Consider the following 21,577-nt stretch of genomic DNA (forward strand, 5'->3'; position numbering starts at 1 on the left):
ATGTTGAATCGATTTTATAATAGTAAAAGTCCATTTTGTTTTGATGTTTTTTTATGCTCAAAGGCAGAGCATGAAAAATTAGAGATTGTATTTGCCAATATTAGGGTTTGAATTTTAGATTTAGCATCGTTTACTGAATTTAAAAATTACAACTCAAATATTAAAATATAAATGAATACAAAATATTCTGATCTAATTAATCAAACGTATTACTTTCCTCAAGAGGAATTTAAATTGAACAAAGACAACTTACAATTTCACAATATCGATTTGATGAAATTGGTTGAACAATACGGAACACCATTAAAATTCACCTATTTACCACAGATTTCTGAAAATATCAATAAGGCAAAAGCCTGGTTCAGAAAATCAATGGAAAAAAACAAATACGAAGCAAAATACTTTTATTGTTATTGCACAAAAAGCTCTCATTTTGAATACATTATGAATGAAGCTTTCAAAAACAATATTCATGTTGAAACTTCATCTGCTTTTGATATTAATATAGTAGAGAATTTGTTGGAAAACGGTAAAATCAACAAAAGTACTTATGTAATTTGTAATGGTTTTAAGAGAGATGAATACATTAGCAATATTGCGAGATTAATAAATAACGGACATAAAAATACGATTCCGATCATTGACAATTATGAAGAACTTGATTTGCTTCAGGCAGAAATCAAAGGGAAATTCAAAATTGGAATTCGTATCGCTGCTGAAGAAGAGCCAAAATTTGAGTTTTATACGTCAAGATTAGGTATTGGATACAAAAATATTGTTGCGTTTTATAAAAAACAAATTCAGGAAAATGATAAATTAGAGCTTAAAATGCTTCACTTTTTTATCAATACAGGAATAAACGATACAGCATATTACTGGAATGAGTTGGTAAAATGTATTAAAGTTTACATTGCACTTAAAAAGGAATGCCCTACTCTTGATGGTTTGAACATTGGAGGCGGTTTCCCAATTAAGAATTCATTAGCATTTGAGTATGATTATCAATATATGATTGACGAAATTATCAATCAGATTAAAATTGCATGTGATGAAGCTGAAGTTGATGTTCCGAACATCTTTACAGAATTTGGATCATTTACAGTAGGTGAAAGCGGTGGCGCAATCTATCAGATTTTGTATCAAAAACAACAAAATGATAGAGAAAAATGGAACATGATTGATTCCTCTTTCATTACCACTTTGCCGGATACGTGGGCAATAAACAAACGTTTTATCATGCTGGCGGTGAACCGTTGGAATGATACTTATGAGCGGGTTTTATTAGGAGGTTTGACTTGCGATAGTGATGATTATTACAACTCAGAACAAAATATGAACGCCATTTATTTGCCTAAATACAGTAAAGAAAAACCATTGTATATTGGTTTCTTTAATACAGGTGCATATCAGGAAACTATTGGAGGTTATGGAGGTTTACACCACTGTTTGATTCCACAACCTAAACATATTTTGATAGATCGTGATGAAAACGGTATTATAGGTACGGAAGTTTTCTCAGAACAGCAAACTTCTGACGATGTATTGAAGATTTTAGGGTACACAAAAAAAATATAAAAAAAAACCTGCAAATTAAATGTTAATATCAGTAAAATTATTAATTTGCAGTACCAACTAGAAGGTTAAACTTTTAATTCAAAAAAAAAAAAACACAAAAACAAAAAAAAATGAAAGGACCAATCAGTCAGTTTATTGAAAAACATTATTTACACTTTAACTCTGCTTCTTTAGTTGATGCTGCAAAAGCATACGAACAACAATTGGCAAATGGTGCTAAAATGATGGTAAGTATGGCTGGCGCTATGAGTACAGCAGAAATTGGTAAAATTTTTGCCGAAATAATTAGACAAGATAAAGTACAGATTATTTCCTGTACCGGAGCCAATCTAGAAGAAGACATCATGAATTTGGTTGCTCACTCACACTACGAAAGAGTACCAAACTACCGTGATTTGACACCAGAAGACGAATGGGCATTGCTGGAAAGAGGATTAAATCGTGTTACTGACACTTGTATCCCTGAGCATGAAGCATTTCGTCGTTTACAAAAACACATTTACAAAATCTGGAAAGACGCAGATGATAACGGAGAGCGTTATTTTCCACATGAATTCATGTATAAAATGCTATTATCAGGTGTTTTAGAAGAATATTATGAAATAGATTTAAAAGATAGCTGGATGTATGCAGCTGCTGAGAAAAATTTACCTATTATTGTTCCGGGTTGGGAAGATAGTACAATGGGAAATATCTTTGCTTCGTACGTAATCAAAGGAGACCTAAAGGCTTCTACAATGAAATCAGGAATTGAATATATGGTATTCCTTGCAGATTGGTATCCAAAAAATAGCACTAACGGAATTGGTTTTTTTCAAATTGGTGGTGGTATTGCTGGAGATTTCCCAATTTGTGTGGTACCAATGTTATACCAGGATATGGAGATGCATGATATTCCGTTTTGGAGTTATTTCTGCCAGATTTCAGATTCAACAACTAGTTACGGATCTTATTCCGGAGCAGTTCCAAACGAGAAAATTACTTGGGGTAAATTAGATATTAAAACCCCTAAATTTATTATTGAGTCGGATGCTACAATTGTTGCACCGTTAATTTTTGCTTACTTATTAGATTTATAGGATATTTATGAAAAGAGTTATAGTAGACTACGCTAAACTTACCAATGAAATTTTGAACCTTTTGGTAGAAAAATTTCCTGATGGTTATGATGATTCGGATGTGATCCGTTTTAGAAATGCTAAAAACGAATTGATCGAAGCTGTTGAAGTTCGTACTGAAGACACTATTTATTTAGTAAAAATTAGTACTAAACTTGCTGACAGAATTGAGAATTACGATGAAGATGACGACATCGATCTTGATGTTGATACAATCGAACCGGTAAAAGGTCTTGATCTTGATGATGATAGTGATGATGACGAGGATGATGATGCAATAGATAAACCGGATACTGATGGCGGAGATGATGATGACGATGAAGACAAAGATCCAGATGATATCGCTGACGAAGAAGATGATGAAGACGATGAAGATTAATTCATCTCTTTAAAAATAAACTAAAGGAACTCTACTCGGGTTCCTTTTTTTATGAAAATAATAATGAATGGCAAGAGGTTTGATTTATAAGAAAATTAGTATATTTAATGCTTCTAGAATACTTAAAATAATGATAAAAATATCTGCCAAATGACCTCAGAAATATTACACGCCAAACTAAAAGAAAATTTTGGGTTTGAAAAATTCAGACCAAATCAGGAAACGATTATAAATACAATTCTTTCCGGTCAGGATACCTTGGCAATTATGCCAACAGGTGGAGGAAAATCGATTTGTTTTCAATTACCTGCATTAGTTTTACCAGGAATTACTATCGTTATTTCTCCATTAATCGCTTTAATGAAAGACCAGGTCGATAGTTTAAAAACTAACGGAATTCATGCCTGTTATATTAATAGCAGCCAAAGTAGTGAAGAACAGCAATTTTATATCGATAACTTAAAATCGAACAAATTCAAACTTGTATATATTGCTCCGGAAAGCTTGTCTTATTTAGATGTTGTATTTAATGAGTTGACAATCAGTTTAATTGCGATTGACGAGGCACATTGTATTTCGTCTTGGGGACATGACTTTCGTCCCGCATATACCAATTTGGGGTATTTAAAAAGCCGCTTCCCTTCTACTCCAGTTCTGGCATTGACTGCAACTGCCGATAAAGCGACACGTACAGATATTACAAAACAATTAAAATTAAAGAATCCAAAGACATTTGTTGCTTCTTTTGATAGGAAAAATTTAAGTTTGGAAGTTCGTCCGGCGCTGGATCGTGTAAAACAAATTATTGATTTTGTCGAAAAGAAACCAAATGAATCTGGAATTATCTATTGCTTAAGTCGAAAAACGACTGAAGAACTTGCTGAAAAATTACAAAAAACGGGCATTAAGGCTAAAGCATATCACGCTGGTTTGGATAATAAACTTCGTGCAAAAACTCAGGATGAATTTATAAATGATGATTGTCAGGTAGTCTGCGCTACAATTGCCTTTGGAATGGGAATTGACAAATCGAATGTTCGATGGGTAATTCATTATAATTTGCCTAAAAATATAGAGGGATATTATCAGGAAATTGGTCGTGCCGGTCGTGATGGATTACCTGCAGAAACCGTTTTATTCGAAAGTTATGCTGATGTGATTCAACTTCAGAAATTTGCCTCTGAAGGATTGAACTCAGATGTTCAGCTGGCAAAGTTAGAAAGAATGAAGCAATATGCAGATGCATTAAGCTGTCGAAGAAAAATTTTGCTTTCGTATTTTGGCGAACTGGTTAAGGAGAATTGCGGAAACTGCGATATTTGCAAAAAACCTCCAACTTTTTTCGATGGTACGATTCTCGCGCAAAAAGCATTGTCGGCAATTACACGATTAGAACAATCTGAACCTTTGGCAGTAATTGTAGATTTTTTACGCGGCTCGAGAAACGCGTATATCTACGAAAAAAATTATCAAAGCTTAAAAACGTACGGAATTGGCATTGACACTTCGTGGTACGACTGGAATCAATATTTGATTCAGTTAATTAATCTTGGATATTTAGAAATTGCCTTTCATCAGCACAATAAAATTTTACTAACTCCTTTTGCGAAAAAAGTTTTGTTTGAAGGAGAAAAAGTAAAATTGACAACTGTTGTCAAAAAAGTAATTGATAAAACAGAAATTAAAGAAACAAAAACTAAAGCCGCAAAAAGTTCTCTTTTTGAAATACTTCGAAAATTGCGTTATGAAATCGCAAAGGACGAAGAAGTTCCGGCATATGTAATCTTTAGTGACGCTGCCTTAAGGCAAATGGAAACATTGCGACCTATGAGCGACGAAGAATTTCTTGCCATTGATGGTGTTGGTAAAGCCAAGCTTGAAAAATATGGTCAGGAGTTTATAGATGCAATTGTTTATTATGAAAAGGTAAAACAAGAAAAGGCCAAATCTAAACCAAAAAAAGAAGGCAACACTTATAAAACAACTTTAGCACTTTTTAAAGACGGTAACAGTATTGAAGAAATTGCCGGACAGCGAAATCTAGGACAAACAACAATTGTTTCACATTTAGCAAAACTATATGTAGATGGTGAAGATTTAGATTTAAGCCAATTTGTTTCTGATGCAGAAGTTAAACAATTACACAAAGCACAAGTAGAACTTGAATATCCTACAGCGTTGAAACCTTATTATGATCATTTTGAAGAAAAATTATCTTATGACAAAATTCGCTTTGGATTAGCTTTTCTTGAAAGGCACAAAAATGACGATGAAAAGCTAAAAATTAAAGCATATTCAGTGGATGAGAAAAGATTAGAAAATCCTGAAGCCTATAAAAAATGGAGTCCAGAGGAAGATTCAGATCTTGTTCATAATTTTTATCAAGGAAAGAAAGTGAAAGAAATAGCGCTTTTGTTAGGAAGAAATGAAGGCGCAATAAACTCCAGATTGAAAAAATTAGAATTGAAAAAATAATTTTCTCGGTTTTTTTTTTTTTTTTTCATTTTCGGCTTAGGAGAAATTATAAATCATCAGTAAAATAAAAATCCTGTGAAATTTACTTCACAGGATTTTTTTATATTGATTAGAAAGTTATAAATACCTCTCTTCAAAAACTTTTTGATGATGCTTTTGATGTCCGATAATTACAAATCCCAAAGCACGAACAGAAATTTGATTGTTAGACGCAGTACCAATTCTTTTTAATTGCTCTTCAGATAAACTTTTAAAAAACAATAAATTAGAATGTCTTAAAGCCGAAAGTTCAGTCAACAAACTTTGAATGCTTCTGCTTCCTGAATCTGTACTATTTGCATAATCGTCTTCTTCAAAACTTGGCAAAGGTGTTTTGTCATTTCTGGAAAATCGCAAAGCGCGGTAAGCAAAAATACGCTCGCAATCCATGATATGCTGAGTAATGTCCTTAATAGTCCATTTTCCTTCTGCGTAACGATAATCAAATTTATCCAATGGAATATTTTGAACAAATTTTATAAAATCATGCAAAGAGATTTCTAGTTCTTCAAATAAATTTACATTTCCGGCTTCTTTAATATAATTAGTAAATCCGCCTGAATATTCATTTTCTGTTAATTGATCTGCATTCATTTTTTATAACTTTTTTTATATTATAATTTTATTATGCTGAATTTCTACTCGCATTCGTATTTCCGAAAAGTGATCTTGTAACGATCTTTTCATATACTTTGATCAGGTCCTCGTTCGTACTGTTTTCTTTATTTAATTCATTAATTCTTAATAAAGCATATTGTTGTATTGTCAAGAGTGGCAGCACAATACGTTCTCTTACTTGGATAGATGCTATACCATCAGGATAATTCTCCATTAACGTTTTATGATCGGCAATTTTAAGCAATAGACGTTTTGTTTCTAAGAATTCATCGTAGATAATTTGCCAAAATTCTCCAAACTCAGGATCTTTTCTCATGTATGCTGTAAGTGGGAAAAATGATTTTGCCAAAGACATCATACTGTTTTCAAGCAAGGTTTTAAAGAATAAAGAATTGTGATACAAATCATAAACTTTATCCCATTGACCACTTTCTTCGAAATATTTTAAGGCAGATCCAACTCCAAAGAAACCGGGTACATTTTGTTTCAACTGACTCCATGAACCTACAAATGGAATTGCTCTTAAATCTGCAAAATCCAATTGTTCTGATTTACTTCTTTTTGATGGACGGCTTCCAATATTAGTTTTCGAATAATATTTCAACGTACTCATTTTTTCTAAGTACGGAATGAATTTCGGGTGATTTTTGAAACTCAAATATTTGTCATATCCTAAACCGGCTAATTGTGTTAAAATTGCAGTTTCTTCAGTAGATAATTCATTTTTCTCTTTACTAAAAACTTGGTTTGTTACACCCGCACTTAGTAAATTTTCTATATTATAACGACAAGAATCCAAAGTACCGAAATTAGAGCTAATAGTTTGTCCTTGTACAGTAATCTGAATTTCGTTATTTTCTATTTTTGGTCCTAGAGACGCATAAAACTTATGTGTTTTTCCTCCTCCACGTGCTGGAGGTCCACCACGACCATCAAAGAAAATTGCTTTTATGCCATATTTTCTGGAAATTTCAGTCAAAGCTATTTTTGCCTGATAAATACTCCAGTTTGCCATCAAATAACCACCATCTTTAGTTCCGTCAGAGAAACCAAGCATAATTGTTTGTTTATTTCCTCTTGCTTCAAGATGTTTAGAATATTCAGGATTTGTATACAATTGCTCCATGATTTCATGTGCTTTTTGTAAATCATCAACGGATTCAAAAAGCGGAATAATATCTACAGTAGGATTTTCCCAATTATTCAAACGAATCATCGCAAATGTTTCCATCACGTTCAATGCACTTTCATTATTACTAATAATGTAGCGATTTGCTCCAGACTCACCGTTTGCTTTCTGAATCGTTTTTATTGCTTGTACAGATTCCAATGTTGATTTTGTAATTTCATCATTAAAGTCATCTGGATTTAATTCTCCTTTTACTTTTGATAAAACTTCAATTTTTTCTGATTCAGACAATTCAAAATAATTCTCAGGGAATATTTCCGAACCTGAATTTAGATAATAATTCACTACATCTTTAAATACAGCATCATGAATTTTACTATTTTGACGAATATCCAAAGTAGCAAAATGGAATCCGAATAGATTAATTTTTACTAAGAAAGCTTCTAATTCATCTAAGTATAATGACTGATGTTTCTCAATAATAATATTTCTGATTTTATTTAATTGCGATAACAATTCTTCTAAAGTGATATAAATTTCACCTTTAGAATAAAACACAGAACGATAAAGTTTATGTTCAAGTTCTGATACTAAAGTATCTACTCCTGAGAAAGTTAACTTACGTTTTAAACTTCTCATTTCGATGTAATAACACTTTAAAATAGAAGTACGCAAACGGTCTGCAACTTTTAAAGTAATCTCAGTTGTAACAAATGGATTTCCGTCGCGATCTCCTCCAGGCCAGAATCCAAGTTTGATTAATTGATTCTGGATAGCCTTTCCTTCATGGATATTTTTCTGCAAATAATGAACTATTTCTCCGGAAGTTGCATAAAACACATTTTCTAAATACCAAATCAAAGAAACCGCTTCATCATAAGGATTTGGTTTTTCGTTTTGAATAAAAGGCGTTTTACCTAATTGCGCTAATAATTGTTTTATTTTTAATAAATCATTCGAACGAATACCATCAGTCAAATCATTAATAATCCCTAAAACCGGACCAGGGTAAAATTGTGTTGGATGTGCTGTTAAAACAGTTCTAACGTTAAAATTTTCAAGAAATTCGAGTAATTCCTCATCTTTCTCCTTAGCATCTGATTTTTCTTTAATATCGCGCAAAGATCCACGGCCTTCCATATTATTAACAACTGGAAAAGCAGCATCTTCAATAGCATCAAAAAGTACAATTTGACGTTCTATGTACTGAATAAATCGAAACATTAAGTCGATTTTTTCAGTCTCAGAGGCATTATTTAAGTATTTATTAGAAAAGAAATCGAAGATCTCTTTTGGTGTTTCTTGTTTTTTAAACCCCGTTTCGCAAGTTTCTGTAAATAAAGGAAGTAAAACTCCGGTATTATCAATAGAATCAAATGGTAATGTTATAAAAACACTATTATAAATGTGATATTTAGAGAGAACATCTTGATTAAAACGCTCAATTTTGGGTAACGTGTACATAATTGCGTTGTAGTTGGTTGGTTAATTAGTCATAAAAAAACCCCAAGAATAAACTTGAGGTTATATTTAAATATAGCATTCAAGAAAATATTACATATTTTTAAAAATAGTATGCATCAAACGCTTCTTATCGTTTATACTTTCTTCTAATGAAATCATTGTTTCTGTTCTGTAAACACCTTCAATATCGTCAATCATAAAGATAACTTCTTTTGCGTGCTTAGTATCTTTTGCTCTAATTTTGCAAAAAATATTGAATTTACCAGTAGTTACAGAAGCAACTGTAACGAAAGGAATTTGATTGATGCGCTCTAGTACAAATTTAGTTTGAGACGTATTATTAAGGAATACACCAACATAAGCAATAAATGAGTACCCTAATTTATCGTAATCCAAGGCCAATGAAGAGCCCATTATTATTCCGGCGTCTTCCATTTTTTTTACTCTAACATGTACTGTTCCAGCAGAAATCAATAGTTTTTTTGCAATGTCAGTAAACGGAACTCTCGTATTGTCTATTAACATATCTAAAATCTGGTGATCTACTTCATCTAAACGAAATTTACTCATAATTCTTTAATTAATATTACTAATTGCTATTACAAAGTATAAAAATATATATAAAAAACAACAAATTCACATAAAAATTAACTTTTTATCAATCCGTTAACAAATTTAACATTTTTATCTAAACAAAAATCTGCTTTTTGATTCATTTTCGGAAAATTTGTAAAGTCATCAGAATAAAGTGCTCCTTTTGCATCGTATTCATAATGTCCAAAATAATTTTCCAACTCGCCTACTTCAACTATGTAAGCGTTGAAATGAATCTTATTTTCAATCAATTCTTCTTTGTATTGTGCGACAAAATTCGTAATAATTTCGATACCATCATAATTTATTTTGATATTTTTATACATAAAATCATAAAAAACGACTTTATTTTGTGAAATATTCAAATAATCATGAATTCTATTATCAACTAAATCGTTTTCGCCGATCAGTTTAAAACTTGTGATTAGTGAGAAAAATAGGAGTTTTCGGGTGATTTCCCTATCATAATCATTCGGGAAATGACCACCTTCAAACAAGATTGTTGGTACTCCCAGAAATTGAAAAGTATCTCCTATGCAATTGATATTGAACGAATCATCAAAGCGGCCAACTTGTCCCGGAATGTATTTTTGCAAAACATCATTGATTCCTGCGATCACATTTATAGCTTTTAATCGGTTTTCATTAATGTCTCTTTCTTCATTATAAGAAGGTGCTAAAAACGAAACCGTTGCTGGTTTTCCAGTTTCTCCAGCTCCAAAAATAGTTCGCTGATCGTGAAGGTTAAAACAGTAATGAGGCTTAAAGTTTTCGAAAACTTCTCTTAAAACCTTACTTTCGGGCTGTGTTAAGTTTTGAGAATCTCGATTTAGATCAATTTTGTTAGCGTTTTCACGTGTATATAGTCTGGCTCCATCAGGATTTAATATCGGAATACTGTAAAAAGTAAAGGTTTTAAGCAGTTTTTCTGCAAATTCAGATCCGCTGTTTAGTACATTAATGAAATCAAACAACGCTTTTGTAGTTGTGCTTTCGTTTCCGTGCATTTGTGACCAAAGGTAAATACGTGTTTCTCCGGTACCAATTTCATAACTATATATAGGTTCTCCTAAAACAGATGTACCAATAATTTTGACTTGATTATTCGTATTTAATTTATCTAATAAAGGTTGAATATGGTCTAAAGTCAGGTAACGACCTTCTATGGAATGTTCTTTGTATTGGCTAAATAATTCTTCTAAATTCATTGTCTTTTGATTAGTTTACAAAAGTAAACATCTTTATTTTTACAATTGTAAACAATTGAAAATTGCTAGAATTTAGAAATGTAAACAATAATTTGGCACTATAAGGAGTGCTTGATTCTATTGTAGTTAACAAATGTTATTACTTTAAATAGTAAATTTCAAACTTCTGTATTTCAATCATTTAAATTCCGTTACTTAAAGCTATTATTCTTTATTAATTCTCTAATAAACCAAATTTACATCTGTAAAATAGGTTATACAATCCTTTTTAATTACATTTGTAAACATAGGAATCAATTAAAATAATTTACAATGGTAAACATCGATGATTTTGTAAAAAGACTGGAAATTATACTGGATTATTATGGTTTGAATGCCTCTTCTTTTGCAGATAGAATTGGTGTACAACGCTCAAGTATGTCTCACCTCCTTTCGGGAAGAAACAAGCCAAGCTTAGATTTTGTGCTAAAAATTCTGGACGTTTTTCCTGATGTAGATCTCTATTGGATTCTAAACGGTAAAGGAAGTTTTCCTAAAATTGAAGAAGAAAATAGTAATGTGAAGAATTATGAATCATTAGAAATTGAAAAACAGAATGCTCCTACTTCGCTAAATGAAAATTTTGCAGCTGGAGATTTGTTTTCTGAAATTAATAAGAAGGAAGAAGAAAAATCACAAACAAGATATTCACCAGAAATAAAAAATCAAAATTTGAGATCAGAAGAAGGTGAAATTGAGAAAATAGTTATCTTTTATAAAAATGGGACATTTAAGGCATATGTCCCATGATCTATAAAAATTGATTATTTGAGAATTTTAAAAATTATTTTTCATTTAAAAGATTCTCACGTAATTGAAAAATTATCGAAAATTTACAATTGAAACCCATTTTGAGGAATTTTACCTATCACTTCTTCATAATGTTTTTTCAGAACTTGTAAATCGGCTTCATAATCACCCGTTGGGAAAAATGGTTTTCCAAAATTAACTTCCTTTTTACCCCAATCAAATGCAACCGGAACAATTGGTACGTTTGCTTTAAGCGCTATATAATAAAATCCTGTTTTTATTTCTTTCACTTCTTTACGGGTTCCTTCGGTTGCGACTGCCAGTCTAAAAACTTCTTTTCGATCAAAAATCGCAGCAATCGAGTCGACTTTATTCAATCCGCCTGAGCGATCTAAAGGTTCACCTCCTACGCTTCGAAAATAATATCCAAAAGGGAACTTGAACAATTCCTTTTTTCCAACCCAGTTCATTTCCAATCCGGAGATTCCGCGGGTAAAAATTCCTAAATAAAAATCATGATTACTGGTATGCGGCATCACCATTAGTACACATTTTTTCACTTCAGCATTTTCAATTCCAACTATCTTCCAGCCCATTAGCTTAAAAAAGATGAATTTGTACAATTGTTTTTTCATTAAAATTTATTTTTTCATGCAAAATAAAAGATTTAAAGTGGTAATTTTGAGTAAAAGCCTATAAAATGATTCAAAAGTTATTCAGTTACCTAATTCCTATAAAAATATTCAAAAAAAAATCTGCCAGAAGCAAAATAATCGAGGTTACATGGGCAAATGGTGAATTGGTTTTAGACTCTGAAAACACAAATTATTCTTATGGAAGTTTGCAGCGTATATTAAGGTATGGGCTTAGAAATATTGGATATAATGCAGTTTTAAAAATGGATCATGTTTTATTGCTTGGTGTTGCCGGCGGAAGCGTGATAAAAACATTAGTTGATGAAGTTAAATATAAAGGTAAAATTACCGGTGTCGAGATTGACTCAGAGATGATTCAGATCGCAAACGAATATTTTAACCTTAATCAAATAAAACAATTGGATATAATTATTGATGATGCGTTTGAATTTGTTTTAAAAACAAAAGAGAAGTATGATTTGATAATTATTGATATTTTTGAAGACATTCATATGCCGAACTTTTTGTTCGAGAAGTTTTTTAGCGAACGTGTTTGCTCCCTTCTAAAAGATCAGGGTTTTGTTTTGTTCAATACCATGATTCTTGACGAAGCGCATAATATTAGAAACAGAAAATACATTTCAGAAATTAACCCCAAATTATTTACTTCAAAAATGCTGCCCCGCATTGAAGTTCATAACGAATTAATAATAATTGAAAAAGTTGCCTAAATTTAAAATTTTATGAAACCTCTTGCCTCTATTTTAAAAACCTTATCACCTACTAAAGTAATTGATTCAAGTATCCATTTTTCTAAATACATCGCTTTAGATTTATCCGTTACCAACCAGGAATTAGTTGAATCTAAGCCTGAAAACGCTGCAGAATTTGAGCGTTTTATTTCAAATTATCTTGAAAAAAATAATGCCGAAGTTGCTTTTGGCGGATATATCGAAGGACGGACTTTGTATCAGAGAAGTACCATTTTTAAAAACGATTCTATTCCCGAACGCAACATTCATATTGGTCTCGATTTGTGGACAAAAGCCAATACCGCAGTGCTGGCTCCGCTTGACGGAAAAGTACATAGTTTCAAAAACAACGTAGGTTTGGGCGATTATGGTCCAACGATTATTTTGGAACATGAAATTGAAAATGAAACTTTTTATACTTTATACGGACATTTATCGTTAGAAAGTATAGAAAACCTAACCGTTGGGACATTATTTAAAAAAGGCGAAAAAATTGCGACTTTAGGAAATTCAGATGTTAACGGGGATTATGCACCTCATGTACACTTTCAAATTATAAAAAATATTGAAGAATATTGGGGAGATTATCCCGGAGTCTGCAATACAAATGACCTTAATTTTTATATAGAAAACTGTCCCGACCCTAACTTATTATTAAAAATTACTTAAATAGTTATGAAGAAAGCAGGATTGATTATATGTTTGTTGTTATTAATTGGATGTAAATCCAAAACCATTACCAGAGATACAGAAGATTTAAAAGTAAAGAAAGTTTCTGGTGCCGAAATTGACGCGAATCAACAGAGAAAAGCGTACGAATTGGGCAAAAGAGTTTTAGAAACTTGCAATACGTCAAAGTTTAAACCTTTTAATGAAACTGAAGTAACGCAGTCTGTTAGAGAAAATACGACCGAGGAAAGATTGACTAAAACCTGTACAAGATTTAGACAATATTATGGAAGTTTTATTGATTTAAAATTAGATGGCGTTTACAAAACCAAACAAGAAGTTATATATCGATATCATGCTTTGTACACCAAAAAGGTGGCTAATAAAGAGTTACGTGTTTTTGTAAACGAGGATAACTTGATTTCGGCAATAAAATCAATGGATTGGGATGAAAAATTTGATTCAAAAATAACAGATCAATAAACTAAAACTATGAATTTAAGACTACCGCTGCTTGTATTATTGCTAATTTCTGGTTTTGCAAATGCGCAGGAAAAAATGATTGTAAACTCAAAACCTTTTCCTGCAACGCAAAATTATACTTTCATTTGTGAAAAATATGCCTTTACCGGCGAAACAAATGTTCAAATTGCAAAAACAGATAAAGGTGGAATCTTAAAATTGACTGTCGCAACTGCCAATGACAAAGCACGAATTGCCGGAGGCGTATATATAGATTTGGCTAATGCCGATGTAATTGCCTGCACAGATAAAAATGTAAAAGAAACTGCAGATGGTAAAACTTCGGCGTATTATTACTTCACGCCTGCTGAATTTGCAAAGTTGAGAAAAACCGATATTTATGCGATTCGTTTTATTATTGCAGGAGGTCCGGATACTTTTGGAAATCAAACCGGACATTTTACGGCAAAAAACAAAATGAATTATTTTTCTACTGCATACGACAAGTCAAAAAAGTCATATGATACCGCAAAAGAAATTAGTATTTTATAATAAGGTCTTTAATAAAATAAATCTTATATTTATAATCTAATTCTTTTTCTATGAATGCCAACGAAGCTTTAATTACAAAATTTTACACTGCTTTTGCAAATGCCGACGCAAAAACAATGAGTGAATGTTACCATCCAAAAATTCATTTTGTTGACCCGGCTTTTGGTTTATTAAAAGAAGAACAAGTTTCCAGAATGTGGGAAATGTTGATTTTAAAAAGCAAAGGCAACATTAAAATTGAATTTTCAAATGTTAAAGCTGATGAGTTTTTTGGCTCGGCAAATTGGGTTGCTACTTATAATTTTAGCAAAACAAACCGAAAAGTAATCAATAAGATCGCTGCCGAATTTGCATTTCAAGATGGTTTAATTATCAAGCATACAGATAGTTTTGATGTCTGGAAATGGTCCAAACAAGCTTTTGGTCCGGCTGGATATTTGTTAGGCTGGACAGGTTTTTTCCAGAATAAAGTTCAGGAACAAGCATTATCCTCCCTGAAAAAATTTGAGGAATCCAAATAATTTTCTTAAATTGGATATTCTAAATACACAACACATTAGCTAAAATACATTTTTAGTCCTATTCAATCTACCTGCCTTATTTTAAGAATTTGCTTGTCTGTTTCTACATTTTGTTGAGTTAATCGTGTTTTAATCTTGGATATCCATGAAAGAAATTGTACACAAAAAATTAAATCAATTACAAGCAACGGCAATTTGCGGAAACGATATAAGCTCTTCCTGTTTATATGTTTCGGCACTAACTATTTTATATGCTGGTCAATATGCGTGGATTTCATTATTGATTGTTGCAGTAGTATTATTCCTTTTTAGAAAAATTTATGGCGAAGTTGTTGGCGCAATTCCTTTAAATGGTGGCGCTTACAATGTTTTATTGAATACTTCTACTAAAAGATTGGCTTCTTTAGCGGCGACATTAACCGTTTTGTCCTACATGGCAACAGCCGTAATTTCGGCCTCAGAAGGAATGCATTATTTACACGGTATTTTCGAAACCTTAAATGTAACCATTGCAACAGTTATTGTTTTGATACTATTTACGGGACTTGCCATTCTCGGAATTGGAGAATCTGCATTTGTAGCCGTAATTATTTTTGTCACTCATTTGGCAACATTAAGCTTACTCGTTCTGGCTTCACTTTGGTTCGTTTTGAATAATGGCTTAGAAACTTTTCATATCAATTGGCAAACTCCAATCGCTTACGGAAATATCAAAACGGCACTTTTTCTTGGGTTTTCTGCTGCAATGCTTGGAATTTCAGGTTTCGAAAGTTCAGCCAATTTTGTTGAAGAACAAGAACATGGCGTTTTTCCAAAAACGCTGAGAAATATGTGGGCAATTGTTAGTTTCTTTAATCCTGTAATTGCTATTTTACTTATTAGTGTAATTCCCTTAACAGAAGTTGGTGAACATAAAGAATCCCTTTTGGCTTATTTAGGAGAAACCACCGGAGGATCCTGGCTGGCGTGGTTAATTTCTATAGATGCAGTTTTAGTTTTATGCGGAGCTGTATTGACTTCATTCGTTGGAGTTTCAGGATTATTAAACCGAATGACATTGGATAGAATTCTTCCAAATTATTTTCTAAAACAAAACAAAAGAGGTTCACATTATCGTATCGTAATTAGTTTTCTGGTTTTATGTATTTCAGTTCTTTTTGCCACAAGCGGACATTTAGAATCCTTAGCAGGAGTTTATACCTTTTCGTTTTTGGCAGTAATGGCATTATTCGGAATTGGTAATTTATTGCTAAAATTCAAACGAAGTAAACTACCAAGACCTGAGCGTGCAAAAGGTATTGCAGTCGTAATCGCAGTTTTGTTTATTATCGCTGCTTTCCTTGGAAACATGAAACTAAACATAAATGCATTTTATACCTTTTTGAAATACATGGTTCCTTCCTTACTTTTTATCGGAATCATGCTTAATCGTGTCATTTTAATAAAACTCCTGATCGAAGCCTTAGAATATTTCTACCAGCCACTCCGCAGATTTGTTATTGTCAGCAATCGCTATTTACAGAAAATGAGTGTCGAGATTAATGCGCAGGAGTTTGTCTTTTTTACCAAAGGCGATGATATAGCAATTCTGAACAAAGTTTTGCAATATGTTGAAAATAATGAAACTACAAAGAAATTAAAAATTGTCCATGTAAAAAGTGACGGTACAAACAACGAAGCATTAATTAAAGATCTCGAGGTTCTGGATCGCGCTTATGATGACATCGATATCGAATATCTCGAAATACAAGGCGTTTTTGGCCCTGAGATGATTGATGAACTTTCTACAAAATGGAAAATCCCTAAAAACTTCATGTTTATAGGTTCTCCCGGAAATAAATTCTCTTACAGAGTTGCAGATCTTGGCGGTGTCCGATTGATTATGTAATTTTTTAGAAGCAGAACAATTTGTTTTTTAAGACCAGAAGTCCCGCTTTCGCCTATATCTTTGTTCGTTCCTCTCAAAGGATACCGGCTCTATCGGGGCTAAATTAGAACTATAGTAATAAAAGGAGTCTGCAATCCAGATTAATTTTTACCACAAAGCGCGCAAAGTTTTTTTGCTTACCTGGTTTTATAAAAAAACACAAAGTTCGCAATCCCGATAGCTATCGGGATTGTGTTGAACTAGCTTTGTGAACTTTGTGTTTTCTAAACGTAATATAAGATAAAAACCTTAGCGAACTCTGTGGTTAAATTTCCCTTACAAATTAAAAACTTTAGCTAAATGCTTCGGATAATTTTCAAGATCATTTTCTATAGTTCCGCCTTTAAAAATATCAAAGCAATTGTAATCCTGTGAAATATCAAAACCACAAAAACGATAACTACTTGAAAGATTCAAAAACAAATCTGAAGTTGTCTTTCCTTGCATAAATTGTTGAGATGGATTTCCAAAAGCCTCTTCCGGAGCATTCCACGTTGCACAAATCATAAACTTTTTTCCGTGCAATTTTCCGCCGCTTCCATATTGTTTGCTCAAATCATCTCTTGTACGTCCGTCACCAGAAAGAAATTTTTGACTGTGCAATCCACTATTAAAAACTTCGTCCGTGTACTTTTTATAAATCCAGGGCGCGCCAAACCAATTTACCGGAGTTTGCAAAATAACAATATCGGCGCTTAAATGTTTTTCAACTTCCTCATCAGCGTTGTATCCTTTTTCTACTTTTGTTTCGAGAACCTCATAATTTTTGGCTTCAAAAAAATGCTTTGCAACTTCGATAAAAGTGTTGTTTAATTTTCCTTCGGTCCAATTTGGGTAAGTTAAATGCGTATTAATCAGTAATACTTTCTTCTGTTTTTCCATTTTAATATTTTCTATTTTCTACCAAGCAAAAGTAAAAATGGATCGTCGGGAACGAAGAGACAAACTACCATTAAAAAAGAAACAAATTACTTATAGCAAAAAAAACTAACACATAGAAACATAGATTTTGGATCTATAGCAGAGTGTAAAAAAAAACATGTTTCTTAACACATAACTGTTCCCGATCCGGAAACGTCGGGCAATGTCATTAAGTTAAGATAAAACCAAATGTAACAGGTTGTTAAGGACAATATCATTATTTAAGATACATATTTTTTTGTTTTTTTGTTCCATCGGAACATCTCATCGGTAGTCAAATAAATGCAGCATTTTTTACGTTCCGTAGGAACGTTTGATTTTATAAATAATAACGGAAAAAATACATACAGATTAGACACACAATTTGTCAAACGTCCTTACAGGACGATATTACTCCCAATCTATTTTTATTCTACCACTGAAATGTTCCGATGGAACAAATTAGTAAAAATTATTGCTTTTTATTTGCTCCCGAAATTCTTTCGGAGTCAAATTGACTTGTTTTTTGAAAAACTTCGAAAAATAATTAGGATACTCAAAACCCAATTCATAAGCTACTTGCGTATTATTCATTGAATTATTTTTTTCTAATAATTCTTTTGCTTTTTTAATCACAAATTCATGAATATTCTCAAGAGCCGATTTGTTTGTGAAATGTTTAATGATATCTCCCAAATAATTTGGAGTCAAACCCAATTGATCAGCAAAATACTGAACATTTGGTAGTTGATTAACGGGCTGATTATAATAATCTTTTAAACTTTGTTGAAAATCCATAACAATGCGATTGTACTGTTTTGGGTTTGTAGAAAATTGTCTATTATAAAAAGCTTCAACTACAGAAATCAATACATTAATATAAGAAAGTAAAACACCAAAATCTTGTTTCTCGCTTTTATAATATTTATACATCAAACCAAAAAGTGTGCTTATTTCTTCTACCTCACTTTCTGTCAAATACAAAGCTTCGTGTTGTCCGTAATCAAGATACGTTTTGAATAAAAACCTGTTTTCCTCAATAATCTTTTTAGAAAGCTGAACGTACATTCCTGTATAATTCGGTTCAACATTCCATCCGTTTAGCATTTCAGGACTGCTGAAAAAAATAGCTGTTATAGGTTTCGGAACGGCTAATGTTTTATCCGTATAATCCATCTTTATAGAAATACGATAGAAATCAGCTTTAACTGGCTCAGATTGTGATCGCATGTTTATAGAATCATAATAACCAATATCGATATCATTATCGATTGGCTTTTTTAATCCGACATATTCGTTAAACGATTCAAAATCCTTAAAGATTATCATTTTGCAGTATGGTTAATATTGACAAAGGTTAGAAAAAAAATTATAAAACAACAAACTGATTGATTTTTACCGCAAAGCACACAAAGTTTTTTCCTTAATGGGGTTTTATAAAAACACAAAGTTCGCAAAGCTTTGTGTTGAATCAGCTTTGCGAACTTTGTGTTTTTATAAATATATTGTAAGATAAAATCTTAGTGAACTTTGTGGTTAAAAAACCAAACTAGCTTTTAAACCATCCCGCAACTAATTCATTTTCAAATGAATTTGCATTTTTATGAATAAATTCGTTTGTGTTTTTATTATAAGAATAGTCCAAAGCCCATGATTGGTGGTTTTGAGCTAAATCCTTGATGCTCTCGCAAACAAAAGCAATTTCTTTATCAGTAGTTGTTGGGTGAATAGACATTCTGATCCATCCCGGTTTTTTGATTAAATCACCAATCGTAATCTCATCAACCAATTTATTCGAAGTTTCCTGATCGACGTGTAACAAAAAGTGTCCGTAAGTTCCGGCACAGCTGCATCCTCCTCTGGTTTGAATCCCGAATTTATCATTCAGTAATTTTACACCTAAATTAAAGTGAAGATCTTCAATAAAAAAAGAAATTACACCCAAACGATTTTTATGTTGACCAGCCAGAATTTTGATATTCGAAACAGGATCTAATTCATTAAAAACAAAATCAACAATCTCATGCTCGCGCTGTAAGATGTTTTCAATTCCCATTTCTTCCTTAAGTTCAATTGCCAAAGCCGTTTTAATAACTTGCAGGAAACCGGGAGTTCCGCCATCTTCGCGATCCTCAATATTGTCTACATATTTATGTTCTCCCCATGGATTTGTCCAGCTTACTGTTCCTCCGCCAGGACAATCAGGAATCATATTATTGTATAATTTTTTATTAAAAATCAAAACTCCCGAAGTTCCGGGACCTCCTAAAAATTTATGCGGTGAAAAGAAAATAGCGTCTAAATAAGCTTCAGGATCTTCAGGATGCATATCAATTTCTACATAAGGCCCGGAGCAGGCAAAATCTACAAAGCAAACCCCATTATGTTGATGCATTAATTTTGCAGCTTCATGAAACGGAGTTTTTAAACCCGTAACATTTGAACAGGAAGTTATAGAAGCAATTTTAATCGTTCTGTCAGCATGTTTTTCTAATAATAAAGCCAAATTATCCAGACAAAAAAGTCCTTTTTCGCATGACGGAATAATCTCAACATCTGCAATAGTCTCTAACCAAGAGGTTTGATTAGAATGATGTTCCATATGTGAAATAAAAACAATTGGTCTTTTTTCTATAGGAATATTTGTAAAATTTTTTAAGTTTTCAGGAATTTTTAAACCTAAAATTCGTTGAAATTTATTGACAACACCAGTCATTCCGGTACCATCAGTAATTAAAACATCATCATTGTTGGCATTAGTATGACGCTTAATAATGTTTCTTGCATGATGGTACGCTTTTGTCATGGCAGTACCTGACACAGTTGTTTCTGTGTGTGTATTGGCTACAAAAGGTCCAAATTCGTTCAAAAGTTTCTCTTCAATAGGGCGATACAAGCGTCCACTGGCAGTCCAGTCTGTATAAACAATCTTTTTTTTGCCATAAGGAGAGGTAAAATCCTGGTTAACCCCAACAATATGTTGTCTAAAATCCTGAAAATAGGTCTCTAAAGTGATGGTATTATTTTTGCTATTCATTAGTGTGCCTGAGTTTGATTGCAAATATATTGCTTTTTTATAGAATTGCGAATTTATCAATTGTAAACTTCAAACATTACAGAACCGTTTGGTATCTTTATTTTAATTGTTGTTTTGTTGATAATTTATCATAATATTCTATCGGATTAATGGGGCAATGGAACTTAAACAAAAGTATTTTATGGAAAATTTACAAGTAGCCACTTTTGGTGGTGGATGTTTTTGGTGTATTGAAGCTGTAATTCAGCGTTTAAAAGGTGTAGAATCCTTAAAATCAGGTTATTCAGGCGGGTTTATTAAAAATCCTCCTTACCGTGAGGTTTGCACTGGCAGAACTGGTCATGCCGAAGTTATACAAGTTACTTTTAACCCTGACATAATTTCATATCATGATTTAGTTTTCATATTCATGACAAGTCACGATCCAACAACTTTAAATCGTCAGGGCGCAGATGTTGGAACGCAATATCGTTCGATTGTTTTGTATCATGATGCCGAACAAAAAACAATTGCAGAACAGGTTTTTGAAGAAGTAAAAGGTTTTTATGATGATAAGATCGTAACTGAAATAGCTCCTTTTGAAGTGTTTTATGAAGCAGAAGAAGATCATCAAAATTATTACAACAACAATCAGGATGCACGTTACTGCCAGATCGTAATTGATCCGAAAGTACAGAAACTGAAAAAAATGTACGCAGATAAACTGGTTGATTAAATAAAAGTTTTTGCCACAG

General features: G+C 32.3%; 20 protein-coding genes. 12 read left to right on the forward strand and 8 right to left on the reverse strand.

The features are described 5' to 3' along the window. The first annotated feature begins 171 nt into the window (after nt 1-171). The 4 genes from EAH81_RS18670 to recQ all read left to right on the forward strand — a co-directional run bounded on the left by EAH81_RS18670 (nt 172) and on the right by recQ (nt 5,547). A complete protein-coding gene (locus EAH81_RS18670) occupies nt 172-1,575 on the forward strand; it encodes an arginine decarboxylase (RefSeq protein WP_140509972.1) in 1,404 nt (467 codons plus the stop codon). Nucleotides 1,576-1,685: 110 nt separating this feature from the next. Next, on the forward strand, nt 1,686-2,654 hold the full coding sequence (locus EAH81_RS18675; protein WP_140509974.1) for a deoxyhypusine synthase family protein: 969 nt from the start codon (nt 1,686-1,688) through the stop codon (nt 2,652-2,654). A 7-nt stretch (nt 2,655-2,661) separates the two neighbouring features. Then, entirely contained in the window at nt 2,662-3,072 is a 411-nt protein-coding gene (locus EAH81_RS18680) for a DNA primase (protein WP_140509976.1), read from the forward strand. A gap of 150 nt (nt 3,073-3,222) precedes the next feature. Further along, entirely contained in the window at nt 3,223-5,547 is a 2,325-nt protein-coding gene (gene recQ / locus EAH81_RS18685) for a DNA helicase RecQ (protein ID WP_140509978.1), read from the forward strand. Between the two features lie 117 nt (nt 5,548-5,664). Here recQ and EAH81_RS18690 read toward each other — a convergent pair whose 3' ends face one another. The 4 genes from EAH81_RS18690 to EAH81_RS18705 all read right to left on the reverse strand — a co-directional run bounded on the left by EAH81_RS18690 (nt 5,665) and on the right by EAH81_RS18705 (nt 10,599). Continuing rightward, nucleotides 5,665-6,180 (reverse strand): DinB family protein, encoded by a 516-nt coding sequence (locus tag EAH81_RS18690; RefSeq protein WP_140509980.1) that lies wholly within the window; start codon nt 6,178-6,180, stop codon nt 5,665-5,667. 31 nt (nt 6,181-6,211) lie between these two features. Further along, nucleotides 6,212-8,797: a phosphoenolpyruvate carboxylase gene (locus EAH81_RS18695; RefSeq protein ID WP_140509982.1), complete on the reverse strand. Its 2,586-nt coding sequence runs from the start codon at nt 8,795-8,797 to the stop codon at nt 6,212-6,214. A gap of 90 nt (nt 8,798-8,887) precedes the next feature. Beyond that, nucleotides 8,888-9,367: an Lrp/AsnC family transcriptional regulator gene (locus EAH81_RS18700; RefSeq protein ID WP_007805990.1), complete on the reverse strand. Its 480-nt coding sequence runs from the start codon at nt 9,365-9,367 to the stop codon at nt 8,888-8,890. A 77-nt stretch (nt 9,368-9,444) separates the two neighbouring features. Further along, nucleotides 9,445-10,599: a M14 metallopeptidase family protein gene (locus EAH81_RS18705; protein WP_140509984.1), complete on the reverse strand. Its 1,155-nt coding sequence runs from the start codon at nt 10,597-10,599 to the stop codon at nt 9,445-9,447. A gap of 312 nt (nt 10,600-10,911) precedes the next feature. On the opposite strand from EAH81_RS18705, the gene EAH81_RS18710 reads away from it, so the two are divergent. After that, nucleotides 10,912-11,388: a helix-turn-helix domain-containing protein gene (locus EAH81_RS18710; RefSeq protein ID WP_140509986.1), complete on the forward strand. Its 477-nt coding sequence runs from the start codon at nt 10,912-10,914 to the stop codon at nt 11,386-11,388. A gap of 83 nt (nt 11,389-11,471) precedes the next feature. Here the strand turns inward: EAH81_RS18710 and EAH81_RS18715 are convergent, their stop codons facing one another. Further along, entirely contained in the window at nt 11,472-12,023 is a 552-nt protein-coding gene (locus tag EAH81_RS18715) for a 1-acyl-sn-glycerol-3-phosphate acyltransferase (protein WP_140509988.1), read from the reverse strand. 65 nt (nt 12,024-12,088) lie between these two features. On the opposite strand from EAH81_RS18715, the gene EAH81_RS18720 reads away from it, so the two are divergent. The 6 genes from EAH81_RS18720 (at nt 12,089) to EAH81_RS18745 (ending at nt 16,867) form a co-directional block, all read left to right on the forward strand. Further along, entirely contained in the window at nt 12,089-12,754 is a 666-nt protein-coding gene (locus tag EAH81_RS18720) for a spermidine synthase (protein ID WP_140509990.1), read from the forward strand. Nucleotides 12,755-12,766: 12 nt separating this feature from the next. Beyond that, nucleotides 12,767-13,444 carry a peptidoglycan DD-metalloendopeptidase family protein gene (locus EAH81_RS18725; protein ID WP_140509992.1) on the forward strand — a complete coding sequence of 226 codons (678 nt, stop codon included), beginning with the start codon at nt 12,767-12,769 and terminating at the stop codon, nt 13,442-13,444. A 6-nt stretch (nt 13,445-13,450) separates the two neighbouring features. Next, entirely contained in the window at nt 13,451-13,927 is a 477-nt protein-coding gene (locus EAH81_RS18730) for a hypothetical protein (protein ID WP_140509994.1), read from the forward strand. A 9-nt stretch (nt 13,928-13,936) separates the two neighbouring features. Then, on the forward strand, nt 13,937-14,458 hold the full coding sequence (locus EAH81_RS18735; protein ID WP_140509996.1) for a hypothetical protein: 522 nt from the start codon (nt 13,937-13,939) through the stop codon (nt 14,456-14,458). A 50-nt stretch (nt 14,459-14,508) separates the two neighbouring features. Further along, complete coding sequence (locus EAH81_RS18740) at nt 14,509-14,979, forward strand: nuclear transport factor 2 family protein (RefSeq protein ID WP_140509998.1); 471 nt, start codon at nt 14,509-14,511, stop codon at nt 14,977-14,979. Between the two features lie 145 nt (nt 14,980-15,124). After that, on the forward strand, nt 15,125-16,867 hold the full coding sequence (locus tag EAH81_RS18745) for an APC family permease (RefSeq protein ID WP_140510000.1): 1,743 nt from the start codon (nt 15,125-15,127) through the stop codon (nt 16,865-16,867). 315 nt (nt 16,868-17,182) lie between these two features. Here the strand turns inward: EAH81_RS18745 and EAH81_RS18750 are convergent, their stop codons facing one another. From EAH81_RS18750 to EAH81_RS18760, 3 genes are all read right to left on the reverse strand, one after another. Continuing rightward, nucleotides 17,183-17,788 carry an NAD(P)H-dependent oxidoreductase gene (locus tag EAH81_RS18750; RefSeq protein WP_140510002.1) on the reverse strand — a complete coding sequence of 202 codons (606 nt, stop codon included), beginning with the start codon at nt 17,786-17,788 and terminating at the stop codon, nt 17,183-17,185. A 480-nt stretch (nt 17,789-18,268) separates the two neighbouring features. Further along, a complete protein-coding gene (locus EAH81_RS18755) occupies nt 18,269-19,135 on the reverse strand; it encodes a helix-turn-helix domain-containing protein (protein WP_140510004.1) in 867 nt (288 codons plus the stop codon). Nucleotides 19,136-19,355: 220 nt separating this feature from the next. Continuing rightward, nucleotides 19,356-20,843: an aminotransferase class V-fold PLP-dependent enzyme gene (locus tag EAH81_RS18760; RefSeq protein ID WP_140510006.1), complete on the reverse strand. Its 1,488-nt coding sequence runs from the start codon at nt 20,841-20,843 to the stop codon at nt 19,356-19,358. Nucleotides 20,844-21,024: 181 nt separating this feature from the next. On the opposite strand from EAH81_RS18760, the gene msrA reads away from it, so the two are divergent. Further along, nucleotides 21,025-21,558 carry a peptide-methionine (S)-S-oxide reductase MsrA gene (gene msrA, locus EAH81_RS18765; protein ID WP_140510008.1) on the forward strand — a complete coding sequence of 178 codons (534 nt, stop codon included), beginning with the start codon at nt 21,025-21,027 and terminating at the stop codon, nt 21,556-21,558. Nucleotides 21,559-21,577: the final 19 nt, after the last annotated feature.

Origin of the sequence: Flavobacterium pectinovorum, from assembly GCF_006438875.1 — a bacterium.
In the GTDB taxonomy this organism is placed as follows: domain Bacteria; phylum Bacteroidota; class Bacteroidia; order Flavobacteriales; family Flavobacteriaceae; genus Flavobacterium; species Flavobacterium pectinovorum_A.